The organism is Streptomyces sp. NPDC057950 (assembly GCF_042887295.1).
GTDB lineage: Bacteria > Actinomycetota > Actinomycetes > Streptomycetales > Streptomycetaceae > Streptomyces > Streptomyces kaempferi.
Map to the genome: position 1 here is coordinate 104968 of NZ_JBHVPP010000022.1, position 15850 is coordinate 120817.

General features: G+C 72.9%; 15 protein-coding genes and 1 pseudogene. 7 read left to right on the forward strand and 9 right to left on the reverse strand.

What is annotated here, in order from left to right:
* Positions 1–32 precede the first annotated feature (32 nt).
* Together ACFVTC_RS31905 and ACFVTC_RS31910 are read left to right on the forward strand one after the other, a co-directional pair.
* On the forward strand, positions 33–998 hold the full coding sequence (locus ACFVTC_RS31905) for an ATP-binding cassette domain-containing protein (protein ID WP_390131930.1): 966 nt from the start codon (positions 33–35) through the stop codon (positions 996–998).
* Positions 995–1665: pseudogene (locus ACFVTC_RS31910) on the forward strand (ABC transporter). The gene ACFVTC_RS31905 and the pseudogene ACFVTC_RS31910 overlap by 4 nt, the downstream one beginning before the upstream one ends.
* 122 nt (positions 1666–1787) lie before the next feature.
* Here the strand turns inward: ACFVTC_RS31910 and ACFVTC_RS31915 are convergent.
* The 4 genes from ACFVTC_RS31915 to ACFVTC_RS31930 form a co-directional block, all read right to left on the reverse strand.
* A complete protein-coding gene (locus ACFVTC_RS31915) occupies positions 1788–1970 on the reverse strand; it encodes a hypothetical protein (protein ID WP_390131931.1) in 183 nt (60 codons plus the stop codon).
* A gap of 31 nt (positions 1971–2001) precedes the next feature.
* Entirely contained in the window at positions 2002–2865 is an 864-nt protein-coding gene (locus ACFVTC_RS31920; RefSeq protein WP_390132039.1) for a polysaccharide deacetylase family protein, read from the reverse strand.
* 286 nt (positions 2866–3151) lie between these two features.
* Positions 3152–3976: an SDR family oxidoreductase gene (locus tag ACFVTC_RS31925; protein ID WP_390131932.1), complete on the reverse strand. Its 825-nt coding sequence runs from the start codon at positions 3974–3976 to the stop codon at positions 3152–3154.
* Between the two features lie 146 nt (positions 3977–4122).
* Positions 4123–5034 (reverse strand): PPK2 family polyphosphate kinase, encoded by a 912-nt coding sequence (locus tag ACFVTC_RS31930; protein ID WP_390131933.1) that lies wholly within the window; start codon positions 5032–5034, stop codon positions 4123–4125.
* A 748-nt stretch (positions 5035–5782) separates the two neighbouring features.
* Between ACFVTC_RS31930 and ACFVTC_RS31935 the strand changes: the two genes are divergently transcribed.
* Positions 5783–6079 (forward strand): hypothetical protein, encoded by a 297-nt coding sequence (locus ACFVTC_RS31935; RefSeq protein ID WP_390131934.1) that lies wholly within the window; start codon positions 5783–5785, stop codon positions 6077–6079.
* 141 nt (positions 6080–6220) lie between these two features.
* Here the strand turns inward: ACFVTC_RS31935 and ACFVTC_RS31940 are convergent, their stop codons facing one another.
* A complete protein-coding gene (locus ACFVTC_RS31940; protein ID WP_390131935.1) occupies positions 6221–7051 on the reverse strand; it encodes a slipin family protein in 831 nt (276 codons plus the stop codon).
* A gap of 163 nt (positions 7052–7214) precedes the next feature.
* Positions 7215–8357: a cell division protein ZapE gene (gene zapE, locus ACFVTC_RS31945; RefSeq protein WP_390131936.1), complete on the reverse strand. Its 1143-nt coding sequence runs from the start codon at positions 8355–8357 to the stop codon at positions 7215–7217.
* Here zapE and ACFVTC_RS31950 point away from each other — a divergent pair.
* The 4 genes from ACFVTC_RS31950 (at position 8356) to msrB (ending at position 11743) form a co-directional block, all read left to right on the forward strand.
* The gene (locus tag ACFVTC_RS31950) at positions 8356–9192 is read left to right on the forward strand and encodes a pyrimidine reductase family protein (RefSeq protein WP_390131938.1); all 837 of its coding nucleotides are present in this window, start codon (positions 8356–8358) and stop codon (positions 9190–9192) included. The genes zapE and ACFVTC_RS31950 overlap by 2 nt on opposite strands.
* Positions 9193–9324: 132 nt before the next feature.
* Positions 9325–9798 carry an indole-3-glycerol phosphate synthase gene (locus tag ACFVTC_RS31955; protein ID WP_390131939.1) on the forward strand — a complete coding sequence of 158 codons (474 nt, stop codon included), beginning with the start codon at positions 9325–9327 and terminating at the stop codon, positions 9796–9798.
* A 123-nt stretch (positions 9799–9921) separates the two neighbouring features.
* The gene (gene murC, locus ACFVTC_RS31960) at positions 9922–11307 is read left to right on the forward strand and encodes a UDP-N-acetylmuramate--L-alanine ligase (protein WP_390131940.1); all 1386 of its coding nucleotides are present in this window, start codon (positions 9922–9924) and stop codon (positions 11305–11307) included.
* A 28-nt stretch (positions 11308–11335) separates the two neighbouring features.
* Positions 11336–11743, forward strand: a complete 408-nt coding sequence (gene msrB, locus ACFVTC_RS31965; protein ID WP_365767779.1) for a peptide-methionine (R)-S-oxide reductase MsrB — start codon at positions 11336–11338, stop codon at positions 11741–11743.
* A 152-nt stretch (positions 11744–11895) separates the two neighbouring features.
* On the opposite strand, the gene ACFVTC_RS31970 is transcribed toward msrB, so the two are convergent.
* Genes ACFVTC_RS31970 through ACFVTC_RS31980 form a run of 3 tightly spaced genes read right to left on the reverse strand, consistent with a single transcriptional unit; the run spans position 11896 to position 15526 of the window.
* A complete protein-coding gene (locus ACFVTC_RS31970) occupies positions 11896–12687 on the reverse strand; it encodes a hypothetical protein (protein ID WP_390131941.1) in 792 nt (263 codons plus the stop codon).
* Positions 12684–14879 (reverse strand): CHAT domain-containing protein, encoded by a 2196-nt coding sequence (locus ACFVTC_RS31975; protein ID WP_390131942.1) that lies wholly within the window; start codon positions 14877–14879, stop codon positions 12684–12686. The genes ACFVTC_RS31970 and ACFVTC_RS31975 overlap by 4 nt, the downstream gene beginning before the upstream one ends.
* The gene (locus ACFVTC_RS31980; RefSeq protein ID WP_390131943.1) at positions 14876–15526 is read right to left on the reverse strand and encodes a hypothetical protein; all 651 of its coding nucleotides are present in this window, start codon (positions 15524–15526) and stop codon (positions 14876–14878) included. Before ACFVTC_RS31980 ends, ACFVTC_RS31975 begins: the two co-directional genes overlap by 4 nt.
* Positions 15527–15850: the final 324 nt, after the last annotated feature.

Here is a 15850-nt window from a genome sequence, read left to right on the forward strand (position 1 = left end):
TTCCTCGGCGCGTGCTGCGCGAGGATGACCGCATGAACAACGCTCTACGACTGGAGGGCGTCGGGCGCCGCTACGGGCTCCGGGGCTCCTGGATCCTGCGCGGCGTCGATCTCGACGTCACCCCCGGCACGCTGATCCGCGTCGAGGGCGCCAACGGCACCGGCAAGTCCACCCTCCTGCGTCTCCTCGCCGGGATCGACGCACCCACCGAGGGCCGGATCACCGGGCGTCCGCGCACGGCCTACGTCCCCGAGCGGTTCCCCGCGGCGCTCCCCTTCACCGCGTCCGGCTATCTCACCCACCTCGGCGCCGTCCACGGCCTGGCCCGCCCGGCCGCCGCCCGCGCCGCCGGGGCGTGGCTGGAGCGGCTGGGCGCCGCCGCGTACGCCGGTACGCCGATGGCGGAGCTGTCCAAGGGCAGCAGCCAGAAGGTCGCCGTCGCGCAGGCCCTGCTCGCCGCGCCGGACCTCCTCGTCCTCGACGAGGCATGGACCGGCCTGGACGCCGCCGCCCGCGCCGAACTCGAACGCGCCGTCGCCGAACGCACCGCGGCCGGGGGAGCGGTGGTGTTCGTCGACCACGACCCACGACGGCTCGCCGGGGCGGCGGACGCGACGTACACGGTGGCCGGCGGGGCCCTCGGTCACCGTCCGCGGACGGCCGCCCCGACGCCGGAGGGACCGCACGTCCTCGTCGAGGTCCAGGGGCCGCCGGACACCGCACCGCCGGCCGACGCGGTACGCCTCGCCGCATCGGTCGACGAGACGGCACCGGGCACCGTACGGCTGACCGTCCCGGCGTCCCGCTCGGACGTCCTGCTGCGCGCCCTGCTGACGGCACACCCGCCGTGGCACGTGGTGAGCGTGGTGCCGGTGAAGCCTGAAAGCGTGGAGCCGGCGGAGCCCGAAAGCCCCGAGCCGGGACACGCGGGGCCGGGATCCGTCCCCGGCGCCGAGCGGGACGACGTACCGCCGCTCGGAAAGGGAAGCCGCCGATGACCGCCCTCCTGCGCTACCAGACAGCCCTCCTCCTGCGCTCCCAGCGCTGGCTGCCGCCGTTCGTCCTGTACGCGGCCTTCCTCGGGATCGGCGTCCAGAGCGGCCAGCCGGTGCTCGACTCGCTCGGCTACGCGGCCGCCGCGGTGCTGCCCGTCGCCGCCTGGCTGGTCCGGGTCTGCGCCACCAACGAGCCGCCGGCGGCCCGCGGTTGCGCGAGCGCCCGGCCGGCCCCGGCCGGGCGCACCTCGCCTGCCTGCTCGTCGCGCTGGCCGCGGCCGTACTCATCGGCGTCGCGGCCACCCTGGTCGTCACGCTGATCAGCGACCCGGCGAGCACGGACCACCAGAAGCGGGTGCCGGTGCTCGCGGCGGCCGGCGCCGGACTGCTCGCCGCGCTGGTGTGCGCCCTGCTCGGTACGGCGGTCGGCGCGCTCACGACCTGGCCGCTCCTGCGCACACCGGGGCGCGCCGTTCCGGCGATGCTGCTGGTGGTGCTGCTCGCCCTGGTGGCGCCGGGCTCACCCGCGCGGGCGGCGCTGACGGACCTGGTCAGCGGCTCGCGGACGGGTACGGTTCCCGCTCCGCTGCTGCCGCTGGCGGGCGCCGTGCTGCTCACGGCGGCGGCGCTCGCGGCGGCTTGCGCGCTCACCTCACGCCGGTCACCGTGAGGAGTGCCCACGACCGGGGGTCACCGCGACCGCGGGGCCTGCGGCCGCGGAGGGGCTCCGGGTCCGGCGCTCACGCGGTACCAGACGGCGCCCGGGAGCGGACGGTCACGCGGAACCGCCGGTCACCCGGAGCAGGCCGTCCGCTGTGCCTCCTGCCACTCGCAGACGGGGCACAGCGTGATCCCCTTGTACGACTGCGGGTACTCCGTCGGCTTCCGGCACAGCACACACTCGGCGAACGGCGGGCCGGCCACGGCGGGGGTGGCCGGCGGGCCCGGGGTGGTGGTGCGGTACTCCTCGCTCATGGCCCCAGCGTACGGCGGGAGTCCGGGGCACTTACGGGTGCCGGTTCGCCGCCCCGATCAGTTCGGACACCTTGACGAAGCGGTAGCCCTTCTTCCGCAGTTCGGGGACGATCGTCCGCAGAGCCCGCTCGGTCGCCGGAGCCGCACTGCGTGTGCAGTGCATGACGACGACGGACCCGGGCTTCACACCTTGCAGCACCTGCCGTGCCACGGCGTCGGAGTCGGTGGCGAACGCGTCCCCGCTCACCACGTCCCACTGCACCGCGGTCACCCCGACCGCGCTCAGGGTCCGCAGCGCCCGCTGGTCGTAGCACCCTCCGGGGAAGCGGAAGTACGGCATGGGGTGGGGCACGCCCGCCCTCCTGAACGCGGCGTACGCCCTTTCCACGTCCGCCCGCATCCTGTCCTCGGAGACGGTCGGCAGCCCGTAGCAGTCCTTGGTGAAGGCGTGGTGGCTGTACGAGTGGTTCGCGACCTCGAAGAGGGGGTCCCGTCCGATGGCCCTCGCCTCCGCCGGGTACTGGTCGGCCCAGCGCCCCGTCATGAACACGGTCGCCGGCACCTTGAACGTGCGGAGCGTGTTGATCAGCTGCGGATTGTCGAAATGCTCCCCGCCGGCCGCCCGGGGCCCCTGGTCGGCCGTCATGTCCGCATCGAAGGTCAGGGCGACGGTCCTGCCCCGGGTGCGCGGGCCGTTCGCGAAGACAGGGGTCAGCCCGCTGGGGCCCGGGGCCAGCGTGGGCGGCCGTGAGGGCACGGCGTTGCCGGAGGCCGACGCCGGGGGACCCGGCGGGGCCGGCGTCGGGGTCCCGGGGGCCTTTGCCCCGCAGGCGGCGAGGGCGACTCCCAGGGCCCCGGAGGCACAGGTCGCGACGACGCGTCGTACGGGAATCATCACGAGACGAAGATATCTAGGCAAATGTGACTATCGGGTCGCCGGTTGTGGAGTCGGACGACCACGACGCGGAAGCCACTCGTCCGGCCGCCTCGGACCGTCCGGCCGCCTCGGACCGTCCGGCCGCCTCGGACCGTCCGGCCGCCTCGGACCGTCCGGCCGCCTCGGACCGTCCGGCCACGTCGGCCGTCCGGCCACGTCGGCCGTCCGGGCGCCTCGGCCGTCCGGCCACGTCGGCCGTCCGGGCGCCTCGGCCGTCCGGGCGCCTCGGCTGTCCGGGTGCCGCTCAGCCCTGGGCCAGCTCCGCCACCGGCTGCCACTTCTCCCACGTCGCCAGACGCTGCTCGTAGTCGGCCTTCGCGATGCCCAGCGGGGCCGTGCCGAAGAAGCAGCGCAGGGGCGGCTCGGCGGCGTCCACGAGTTCCAGCACGGCCGCGGCGGACGCCTGCGGGTCCCCCGGAGTGCCCACACGCTCGCGGCGCTGTGCCTGCACCTGCTCGTGGTACTCGGCGTACACCGGCAACTGCTGCGACGTGCTCGACGAGGAGCCGGCCCAGTCGGTGGCGAACCCGCCGGGCTCGATCAGGGTGACCTTGATGCCGAACGGCGCCACCTCCTGGGCCAGCGACTGGCTGATCCCTTCGAGCGCCCACTTCGACGCGTGGTAGATGCCGACCAGCGGGAACGCGCTGATGCCGCCGATGGAGGAGACCTGCAGGATGTGACCACTGCCCTGCTCGCGCAGGAAGGGCAGCGCCGCCTGGGTGACCCACAGCGCCCCGAACAGGTTCGTCTCCAGCTGCGCGCGGGCTTCCGCCTCGGTGATCTCCTCGACCATCCCGAAGTGGCCGTATCCGGCGTTGTTGACCACCACGTCGAGGCGTCCGAACCGCTCGTGCGCCTGGCGCACGGCGGCGAAGTCGGCGTCCCGGTCCGTGACGTCGAGCCGCAGGGGCAGGAACCGCTCGCCGTACGTCGCGGAGAGATCGTCCAGGGTGGACAGGTCGCGGGCCGTGGCGGCCACCGAGTCGCCGCGTTCCAGCGCCGCGATCGCCCACTCCCGGCCGAAGCCCCGTGAGGCACCGGTGATGAACCAGGTCTTCTGTGTCATGGTGTGCTCCTCGTGAAACCCGGCGCCCACTCCGTCGAGACGCCGTGGTGCTTCCCGCGCCAGCGAACACCTTGGAGTGCGCTCCATGGCAACGTCATCCGCGGCGGCTGCTCCGGAAAGCGCCGAGCGGCCGCCGCGGATGAGGGTCAAACGCTCTTCAGCAGCTGTTTCCGGTACTCCGTCACGTCGAAGTCGGCCTTCGGGTACCGCGGGTCCAGCGCTTCGAGGTGCTCCAGGAGCAGCGTGCCGATCGCCCAGTTCCGGTACCACTTGCGGTCGGCGGGAACCACGAACCACGGAGCCCGGGGCGTGGAGCAGCGGTCGAGCGCGATCTCGTACGCCTTGCGGTACTCGGGCCACAGCGCGCGGTCCTCGATGTCGCCCGGGCTGAACTTCCAGTGCTTGGCCGGATCGTCGAGGCGACGCAGCAGGCGGCGGCGCTGCTGGTCGTAGGAGATGTGCAGAAAGCACTTCACGACGGTGACGCCGTCGTCGGCGAGGGACTCCTCGAAACGGTTGATCTCCCGGTAGCGGCGGGCGATCTCCTTGTGCGGAGCCAGCCCGCGGACCCGGGCGGCCAGGACGTCCTCGTAGTGCGAACGGTCGAAGATGCCGATCTCACCCGCTTCGGGCAGCGCCCGCCTGATCCGCCACAGGAAGGAGTGCTTGCGTTCCTCGGGAGTCGGTGCCTTGAAGGCGCGGATGCGGCAGCCGGCCGGGTTGAACATCCCGACGACGTGCTTCACGGTGCCGCCCTTACCGCTGGTGTCCATGCCCTGCAGGATCAACAGCACCCGCCGCCGGTCGCCCGCCGTGCTCGCCGCCCACAGGCGTTCCTGCAGGTCGGCGAGGCCCTGGCGCATGTCCCCGGTAGCCGCCAGACCGGCGGCCTTGCCGCCCCGCCAGGCGGGGGTGTCCCGGGCGTCGTACGAGGTCAGGTCCACGCCGTCGCCGTCCGGGAGGCGCAGCAGCGCGCTGACGTGGCCGGACCCCTCGGCCTCGTCCCGCCCGTCGGCCTTCGTCGGCCCGCTGCCCCGTGTGCCGTCCTTCTCGCCCACCGCGTACCCCTTCCGGCCGTGTCCCTCGATGGTGCGTCGGGAGCACGGGCCCCGCTACTCACGGCTCGGGCTCCTGATGTGGCGACCTGGCCGCCGGCGGACGGCTTCTGAGCGGTACGCGGTGTCCAACTCGGCCACACGCAGCGTAAGTTCGCGGTAGCTGTGCGGGCGGGACCGGTGACGACGCCAGGGACCGGCCGTCGGCGCGCCGGGACACTCCCCGGTGTCGTCGCCCCTTCGGCCGTACGCCGCACGCGCGCGTCGGCGGCAGGGGACGCGTCCCTGCGGGCGAGGCGGCCGGAGCCGTCGGGGCCGGTCCGGGCGCCCCTCAATTACACGACGGGGCGGGTGAATTGGATGAGGTGTGCCCGTCCGGATTCACGACGGCGGAGACCTTTTCGCTCGGTTTGACTTCCATCTCCCGTATGTCTAGGTTAGATGGAGATCAAACGAGATAGCCGCCTGTTACCTGGTATAGGGCGGACAATTTCCTCTCCTGATCGACGGCCAGATGGTCGCCGAACTGTTCGACGGAACGGGTGTCCCGCCGCGAGGACCGCTGAACGCAGCGGCCTCGGTGGGCCCGATGCCACGCTTGTCGCGTGTGAGTCGACGACGGCAACTCCCGTTCATTCCACGGCCGATGTACCGGGCCCTCTCGCAGACGCGTCAGTGCCTCACCGGCGCTGAGCGTCAACGCGGTCACCAGGACATGGACCCGTCAACGCCCCCTGGAAGGGAAAGCACCATGCGGGTAAAGAAAGTAATGATCTTCAGGCTGCTCGCGGGCCTGTTCGCCACTCTGGCCCTGGCTATCGGTGGAGCGGGCATAGCGAGTGCCGCCACCACCACCAGCCACACCCAAGCAGTGGCATCCGACTACAACTGGGGCGGCCACGGTGGCGGCGGCTGGGGCGGCGGCGGCTACGGCGGCGGCGGCTGGGGAGGCGGCTACGGCGGTGGCGGCTGGGGCGGCGGCTGGGGCGGTGGCGGCTGGGGTGGCGGCGGCCACGGCGGCGGCGGCTGGGGTGGCGGCGGCTGCTGACACCTGAGAGAACGGCACCAACGGGAGCCGGAGTCGGTGACGACTCCGGCTCCTGCGCGTGGTCACGCCCCGTCCCGGGACTCGTCGCCGGGTTCGTCGCGGAGCTCACCATCGCGGAGCTCACCGGGCTGATCCCGAAGTTCAGCTGCTGGTGCCGGAGTTGGGATCGGGGGGCGGCGGCGGTTCCGCGGGTTCGGGTGTCGGCGCGGCCGGCTGCTGGGCCCGTTCCAGGAACCGCAGCAGTTCGACGGGGAAGGGCAGGACGAGCGTGGAGTTCTTCTCCGCCGCCACCGCCACCACCGTCTGCAGCAGCCTCAGCTGCAACGCGGCCGGCTGCTCGGACATCACCCCGGCGGCCTCCGCCAGCTTCTTCGACGCCTGCAGTTCCGCGTCCGCGTTGATGATCCGGGCCCGCCGCTCACGGTCGGCCTCGGCCTGCCGGGCCATCGACCGCTTCATGGTCTCCGGCAGTGAGACGTCCTTGATCTCCACCCGGTCGATCTGCACGCCCCAGCCCATGGCCGGGCTGTCGATCATCAGCTCCAGGCCCTGGTTGAGCTTCTCGCGGTTGGACAGCAGGTCGTCGAGGTCGCTCTTGCCGATGATCGACCGCAGCGACGTCTGCGCCATCTGCGAGACCGCGAAGCGGTAGTCCTCGACCTGGATGACCGCGTCGGCCGCGTCCACCACCTTGAAGTAGATGACCGCGTCCACGCGCACCGTGACGTTGTCCCGGGTGATGCCGTCCTGCGCGGGCACCGGCATCGTGACGATCTGCATGTTGACCTTGCGCAGCCTGTCCACGCCCGGGACGACCAGGGTGAACCCTGGTGGCCGTACCCCACCCCTGAGCCGCCCGAGCCGCAGGACCACGCCTCGTTCGTACTGCTTGACGACCCGGGCCGCCGCCGCGACGTAGACCAGCCCCGCGGAACCGATCGCCACACCGGTCACCAGGATTTCCTGGAGCATGACGACCCCCTTTCGAGTCGCCCGCTGCGCCTGAGCGCACCAAGCCCGATATGCGAATTTTACGCCGGTCGGGCCGGGAGCGATCACGCCGTGCGTCCCCCGTGACCGCCGCGGCCCCGAGCGGGGTGGGCTCCTCCGCGACCCGCCCGCAGGGCGCCGGGAACTACGCCTCCACGAGCTTCTTGGCGTCCCGCGCGAGGGCGGTCAGCCGGGATATCGCGCGGAAGTACTTCTTGCGGTAGCCGCCGTTCAGCATCTCCTCGCTGAAGAGCGTGTCGAAGGGCCTGCCGGAGGCGAGGACGGGCACCTCACGGTCGTAGAGCCGGTCGGCGAGCACCACCAGCCGCAGCGCCGTCGACTGGTCCTCGACCGGCTGGACGTCCGTGAGGCAGACGGCCTTGAGGTCGTCCGTGAGCGCCCCGTAGCGGCTGGGGTGCACGCGTGCGAGGTGGTCGAGCAGATGCGGGAAGTCGTCGAGGGACGCGCCCCCGGTGGCGTAGGCGGCCTTCGTGACCTGCTCGTCGGTGAACGGCGCGGGGGCCTCGGGCAGCCCGCGGTGGCGGTAGTCCTCGCCGTCGATGCGCAGCGGACGGAAGTGCGCGGACAGGCCCTGGATCTCTCGCAGGAAGTCGGCCGCCGCGAACCGGCCCTCGCCGAGCTTTCCGGGCAGGGTGTTCGACGTGGCCGCGAGCGCGACCCCCGCGTCGACCAGCTTGCCGAGCAGCGTGGAGACGAGGACGGTGTCGCCCGGGTCGTCGAGTTCGAATTCGTCGATGCACAGGAGCCGGTGGCCGGAGAGCGTCTGTACGGTCTTCTGGAAGCCGAGCGCGCCGACCAGGTTCGTCAGCTCCACGAAGGTGCCGAAGGCCTTGAGCGGGGGCTCCGCCGGCGTCGCGTGCCACAGCGAGGCGAGCAGATGGGTCTTGCCGACTCCGTAGCCGCCGTCGAGGTAGACGCCGCGGGGGCCGGCGGGGGTTCTCTGCGCCCTGCCCCTGCCGAAGCCGAAGAGGCCCCGTTTCGCTCCCCCCACGGCGTGCGCCCCGCCGAGCCCGGCCGCGAAGTCCGCGAGGACGCGTACGGCCTCGGTCTGGCTCGGCTGGTTCGGGTCCGGGATGTACGTATCGAAGCGCACCGAGTCGAAGCGCGGCGGCGGCACCATCTCGGCGACGAGCCGGTCCGCGGGCACGTGCGGCTCGCGGGCGCACAGGGACAGGGGGGCTGCTTCGGGTATCGGATCGATCCCGGAGGCGGCGGTGGAGGACGACACGGTTAACCACTCTAAGCGCCGTGCCACACTGCACGACATGCGACGCCTGTTCCCTGTGACCTACGAAACAGCAGCCCAGGGCGCGGCCGGGGCCGCCGGCGCCCCTGATGCGCCCGGTGTGCGCGGTGCGGATGCGGCGGACCGCGAGTGGGGGCTCCTGGAGCTGGCGGAGGTCTACGCCTACCCGGACGCCCCTGCCGACGGCGTGCGTACGCCCTGGCTGCGGGCCAACATGGTCTCCACGCTCGACGGCGCCGCCGAGCACGAGGGGAAGTCCCAGGGCATCTCCAGCGCCGCCGACATGCGGATCTTCGGGGTGCTCAGGGCGCTCGCGGACGTCGTGCTCGTCGGTGCGGAAACGGTCCGCCAGGAGGGGTACCGCCCGGCACGCGCGCGGGCCGAGTTCGCGGCGTCACGGGAGGCGTCCGGGCAGGGTCCCGCGCCCGCGATCGCCGTCGTCACGGCGGGCCTGGACCTGGACTTCTCGCTCCCTCTCTTCACCTCGCCCCTGGTGCCCACGCTGGTCCTGACGGGGGCCGCGGCGGCACCGGACCGGGTCGCGGCCGCGCGGAGGTCGGGCGCCGAGGTGGTGTTCGCCGGGGAGGGCACCGGAGTGGACCCGGCCCGTGCCGTACGGGTCCTCGCCGACCGCGGGCCGACCCGGCTGCTCACGGAGGGTGGTCCGCGGCTGCTGGGCCAGCTGGTGGCGGCCGGGGTGCTCGACGAACTGTGCCTGACGATGTCGCCGACCCTCACCGCCGGTGGCGCGCAGCGGATCGCCGGCGGGCCCTCGACGGAGGTCCCGAAGCGGTTCGAACTGGCGTCCTTGCTGGAAGAGGCCGGGTTTCTGTTCACCCGCTACCGTCGATCCTGACCGGTCGTCGGAAGATCCAGTTCCGTTTATCTTCCGCTGGGCACACGAAATCGCGCAGACCCCGTGCGATCACGGGGCAGGATGGTTTCCGCAGGGGGCCAGCGAGTCCCACGGAGGAGAAGGGCGTCTGACGTGTTCACAAGCGTATTGATGATCGAGAAGGCCCTGACGTCCGCCGATATCGAGTTCGTCACCACCTTGCACGGTGACGAGACGGTCGCCTTTCATGTGCTGCTCCAGCCACGGGGCGACCAGGCGGACCGGCTGCTGCGGGCCATCGACGACGTGGCGCTGGGCGAGCTGGACGAGGCGGCCCACGAGCGTGAGACCCCGGAGGGCGAGGAGGCGGCCGGCCAGGGACAGCGGGCGCTGGAAGTGTCCCTGGTGGCACTGCGCGCGACCGGCAGCGAGGCCGAGGGCCGGCTCATCGAGGACCACCCGCTGGACGCGCTGAAGGGCCTGGTCGACGAGATCGACGCGGACGAGGTCATCGTGCTGACCGACCCGCACTACGTGGAGGAGTTCTTCCACCGGGACTGGGCCTCGCGCGCCCGCCACAAGGTCGGTGTGCCGGTGCTGAAACTGTTCTCGCACAGCAAGGCATAGGCTGGGCCCGTCCGGCGTAAGACGCCGGACGCACCGCGGCGGCGGTCGTACGACCCGCCGCACCGCTTCGTATTTCCTGTTTCCTGTCGCATTTCTTGTCGCACCACCTGGGGAGAGACACGCATGGCACCCGGCCTTCCTACCGCCATGGACCGACCGCACTTCATCGGGATCGGCGGAGCCGGGATGTCGGGCATCGCGAAGATCCTGGCGCAGCGCGGGGCGAAGGTGGCGGGCAGCGACGCGAAGGAGTCCGCGACCGCCGAGGCCCTGCGCGCGCTGGGCGCGACGGTGCACATCGGGCACGCCGCGGACCACCTGGCCTCCGACGCCACCTGCGTGGTCGTCTCGTCCGCGATCCGCCCCGACAACCCGGAGCTGGCCCGCGCCGCCGAGCTGGGTGTCCCGGTCGTCCACCGTTCGGACGCCCTCGCCCGGCTGATGGACGGGCTGCGCCCGATCGCGGTCGCGGGCACGCACGGCAAGACCACGACGACGTCGATGCTGGCGGTGTCGCTCTCGGAACTGGGGCTGCGGCCCTCGTACGCGATCGGCGGCGACCTGGACGAACCGGGCTCGAACGCGCTGCACGGCGAGGGCGAGATCTTCGTCGCCGAGGCCGACGAGTCGGACCGCAGCTTCCACAAGTACGCGCCCGAGGTGGCGATCGTCCTCAACGTGGAGCTGGACCACCACGCCAACTACGCGTCCATGGACGAGATCTACGAGTCCTTCGAGACGTTCGCGGGCCGGATCGTCCCCGGCGGCACGCTGGTGATCTCCGCGGACAACGAGGGTGCGCGCGAGCTGACGCGGCGGCTGCCGGCCGGCGTGCGCGTGGTGACGTACGGCGAGTCGGCGGACGCCGACGTCCGGGTCCTGTCCGTCGTCCCCCAGGGCCTGAAGAGCGAGGTGACGGTGGACCTCGACGGCGCGCGGCTGACCTTCACGGTCTCCGTCCCCGGCCGCCACTACGCGCACAACGCGGTGGCCGCGCTGGCGGCCGGTGCGGCGCTGGGCGTCCCGGCGGCCGAGCTGGCCCCGGCGCTCGCCTCCTACACCGGGGTGAAGCGCCGCCTCCAGCTGAAGGGCGAGGAGGCCGGTGTGCAGGTCGTCGACTCGTACGCGCACCACCCGACGGAGATGACGGCGGACCTGGAGGCGATGCGCGCGAGCGTCTCCGGCCGGATCCTGGTCCTGTTCCAGCCGCACCTGTTCTCCCGCACGCAGGAGCTGGCCAAGGAGATGGGCGAGGCCCTGTCGCTGGCGGACGCCTCCGTGGTCCTCGACATCTATCCGGCTCGCGAGGACCCGATCCCGGGCGTCACCAGTGAGCTGATCGTCGACGCGGCGCGGGCGGCGGGCGCGGACGTGACGCCGGTCCACGACAAAGCGGAGGCCCCTTCGGTCGTCGCGGGAATGGCGAGGCCGGGTGATCTCGTTCTCACCATGGGCGCGGGTGACGTGACCGATCTCGGACCCGGGATCCTGGCCCGTCTGTCGAAGTAGTCACAGCGTTTGTAAGGGGTTGAGCTTCATGTCGTACGACATCGAAAAGCCGGACGAGCAGTGGCGCGCGGAGCTGACCCCGGCCGAGTACACCGTTCTGCGCCGTGCGGGCACGGAGCCGGCGTTCACCGGGGAGTACACCGACACCAAGGCCAAGGGCGTGTACTCCTGTCGCGCCTGCGGTGCCGAGCTGTTCACCTCGCACGAGAAGTTCGAGTCGCACTGCGGCTGGCCGTCCTTCTACGACCCGAAGGACTCCGAGTCGGTCGAGCTGATCGAGGACCGCACGCACGGGATGGTACGGACCGAGGTGCGGTGCTCCCGCTGCGGATCGCATCTCGGGCACGTCTTCGAGGGTGAGGGGTACGCGACCCCCACCGATCAGCGGTACTGCATCAACAGCATCTCGCTGCGGCTGACGGAGGACGAGGGCTGAGCCCCGCTCTTCCCGCGGCACGGGGCCGGCCCAAGGGCCGGCCCCGTCGTCGTGCCGCGGGGGCGACCGGCGTCAGCGCGGCGTGAGGCCGGTGACATCAGGATGCCGGTGACCTGACGAAGCCGCTGCGCCCGCGAGTGCCCGCGCCCGCTTCAGCCGACCGTCGGCAGGGCGACGGTGAACGTGGCCGGCGGGGTCCGTGGCAGTGCCCTGCGTGACTCGTGGATTCCCGCCACCCGGCGCGCCACGAACGCCTCCGCGTCGAAGGTGCCGGCCAAACCGAGGGCGTCCAGGGGGAGTTCGGCGACCACGACGGTCTGAGCCCGCTGCGGTACGAGCGGAGCGCCGTCCTGGGCCTGGAAGGTCCAGCCGAAGCCCGCCGGGCCCTCGTCGACGCCCGTCACGACGGGGAGCCGGTCGACACGGCCGACGCCGCCGGAACGGGTGTGCTTGTCGCCCATCCCCAGAAGCCTGGTCAGCGCGGGCCGGAACTCCGAGCCGAAGCCCCGCGCCGCACGGGGATCGGTGTACGTCAGATGCGGACGCAGCAGCATCAGGGGCGGCTGCGGTCGCAGCACGATCCGTACCCGGGCCGTCTCGTAGCGGCGCCCCGCGGGCAGTTCGCGCAACATGAAGGTGAACTTGAGCAGTTCGAGCCGTCGCCGCTCGGAGCCGGCCCGTCTGGCCGCCATTCCGGGGAAGTCGGCCGCGGTGACACGGTAGTTGTCCACCTTCAGCAGCATCACCCCGCCCTCCTGGACGAAACGGCTGCGGTCGCCGAGCAGGGACTCGCCGACGAACAGGTCCCGGACGGCGACCGCCACACCGTCCGCGGAGGGCCCGGCGGATCCGCGGTGCCCGGACACCGGGGACCCCTCGCGCAGGAACCGCAGCCACTCAGGGGAGTCCGCCCCCGTGGAGCCGTCCTCGGTCATCGTGCTCACCCCAGTCCGTACAGCAGGAACGGCGCCCACTCGTGCGGCCGGTACCCCTCGGCGGCCAGCTCCCGCTGCACCCGGCACAGGGCGAGCGCCGGAGGGCAGCCACCGGCCGCGAGAAGGCGGTGGAACCCGTAGGAGATCTCGAAACCGGCCGCCTCCTCCACCTCGCACAGGGTGAGGACGAGGGTCGTCGGCCCGGCCGCGAGGAAGGACCGGGACAGCCCGATCACGCCGTCCGCGCTGATCCGTCCGGCGCCGGTCCGGCACGCGGACAGGACGGCGACGTCCCCCGGGACCCGCAGGTCCAGCACGTCCCGGGCGCGCAGTCTGCCGTCGTGCCCGCCGGTCGCGGCGAGCGCCACGAAGGAGTCGAGGGCGTCGTCGTCGAGGGTCACCGCGTGGGTGGCGAAGTGCACGACGGACGGCGGCGGACGGCGACCGTCGAGCGCCGTGACCACGGCCGCCTCCCCGGCGTGCACCTCGGCCCGCGGATACAGGCCGGCGATCGCGGGGAAGCGGCGCCGTGTCCAGCTCAGCGGCTCGAAGGGGGGACCGCCGCCGGGCGGTGCCGGCAGCGGTTCCGGGTCGACCAGCGCGAGCAGCCGTGGCGACGGCCGCGGTCCGCGGGCCCGTCGCTCGCGCAGCGCCGGGAGCAGCGCCAGCGCGGGGAGCAGGGCGACCGGGTGCCGCTCCACCAGATACCGTCCGTCCGCCGTCCGCAACGCCGGGAACGGCACGCGCAGGAGATCCTCGTGCGGCACCACGGTCACCGTCTCGTCGGGGTCGGACGGCAGCCAGTCGCCGGGGATGGGGTCCCACAGCAGTGCGCCGAGGCCGCGCAGCACCTCGTCCAGCTCGCGGACGGAATCGTCGTCGACCTCGCCCGGCGCGAGAGCGAGCCAGCGCGCCGCGAGTGCCCCGAGTCCCGCGGCGGGCAGCGGCCCGAGGGTGTGCAGGGTGCCGTCGGGCCGGGCGACCCAGATCAGCAGGAGGTCGCCGTGCACGGCGTACTCGACGACCGTGCGGCCGTGGTCGGCCGGTACCGACCGCAGCGCCGCCCGGGTCAGCCGCGGCGCGGCGGACGCCCCGGCCCGCGACGGCCATCGCGCGCCGGACGCGCCGAGCAGGTCGGCGAAGGCACGGGCCCGGCCGGCCTCGGAGGCGACCAGGGCGTCCTCGTACGCGCCCTGGCCGAAGAGGTACAGGGTGAGGGCCGCGTAGAACGGACGGCTCGCGTCGACGGCGTCGATCCGGGCGGTGTCCTCCGCCAGCCGGGAACGCCAGGTCTCCACGAACCCGGGCAGGATCCGGGCACCGGCACGCACCTCCTCCTCGTACTCCGGGCCGTACCCGGAGGCCTCCGCCGCCGCCGTCAGGGCCCGGCGCACCTCCACGGCCGCGAGAAGGCAGTCCAAAAGGCCGTGGTAGTCGCCGAGTTCGAGGGCGCACAGGGCCTGGTACGGGGTCATGAAGGCCAGGCTCGTCAGGTCGGAGACGACCCTTCCCGACCACGCGCCCGGGTGGCTCGCGGACGCCGCGTACAAGGCGGCCGAGCGTGCCAGCAGGGGCCGCGCCTCGGCGTACCGGCGCTCCAGGACCAGCGACTGGGCCGTCGAACGCGACTCCACGAGGTCGTCGGCGGCAACGTGCGGGGCGGCGCCGGGGACGGCGGGGACGGCCGGAGCGAGGGGCGGAGCCGTGACGCTCGGCGGAGTGCGGTCCGACGGTGCACGGCTCCCGGTGACCGTCGCCGTGTACCGCCGCGGTCGTGGCCACCCCGCCTTCGGGCCAGCCCACAGCCGTACGGTCCCGGTCACGCAGTCGCCGTGGAGCCGGAACTCGGCGGTGCCCGCGTCCGCCTCGCGGGGCAGCAGCAGGCGCGGCAGGGGGTCCGGTCCGGGCCACGCCTCGGCCTCGGGCCACATCAACCAGTGCGGCGGCACACCGTCGCGGTGCTCGGGGCCGGCCCGGACACCGACCGCGCCGGGCGTGTACCGCACCTCCCCGTCGCCGGTCCCCGCCACCATCCAGAACGGTGCCCCGGGGCGGGCCTCACCCTCCGCGGCGAGAGCGAACACCTCTCCCAGAATCAGCGTGCCGGGGAGCTCCGGCAGCGCCGCCCCGTCCAGCTCCGGCCGGATCAGGACCGTGTACGACACCTCGTCACCGGCCGTCCCGTCTCCGTGCCGCTTCACCACAGGTCGTAGGGCCGGTCGCCGTCGAGCGTGTCGGCGACCGACGTCGTGGAGGAGGTGTCAGGACCCCGCTCGGCCGCGGCGGCCGGACCGTTGTCGCCGCCCGGCACGAAGAGCCAGCCGTGGGCCGCGAAGAGCTTCACGCGGAGCAGATGCCGTACGAATGAGTCACCGGGAATGCCGTGATGGCCGTGGCGCAGCACGTCCTGGTACAGCCGGTCGGCTGCCACGAGGACCAGGTCCGCCGCGGGATTGCGGCGCAGCGCGTCCCGGACCGGGCCGGCGTCGCACATCCGGAACGCCTCCACGACGGCGTCGCCCACGTAGCCGTGGTCCGCGCGGTAGACCACTCCTTCGTGCAGGGCCATCCGCAGTCTGATCCGGCTTCGCGCGTCCCGCGGACCGTTCACGCCGCCCAGTCCGGCCGTCACCGCCCGCAGGAAGCCGGCGATCAGGCGCGGCTCGTCCACCTTGCCGCCGGTCGGCAGCAGCGCGAGCCCGCCGTCCCCCTGTGGTTGCATCTCGTACTCGCCCGGCGACAGCCCCGCGCGGGCACAGGCGCCGTCGAGGAGCGCCCGCAGCCGGCGCTGCACGTCGAACTGCGCCTCCTGGCCGAGCCCGCTGTATCCCTCCACGTCGTACGCCACGCACACATGACGGTTCCCCGGCGCTTCCAACCCCACTGCCCCCCAGGTCCGGTGGTGCAGCAACGGTAGCCCAACGCCCCGTACGCAAAGGGAAGTCGGGGGAGTCAGGGGAAGCATGGGCCTGGTGCCTGGTGCCTGGTGCCTGGTGCCTGGTGCCTGGTGCCTGGTGCCTGGTGCCTGGTGCCTGGTGCCTGGTGCCCGGTGCCCGGTGCCCGGTGCCCGGTGCCCGGTGCCCGGTGCCCGGTGCCCGGTGCCGGGGCGACGGCAGCCGGGCCGTTGTCAGTGGCGCGTTCTAGTGTGGTGCGGCAGGAGATCCACGCGAGA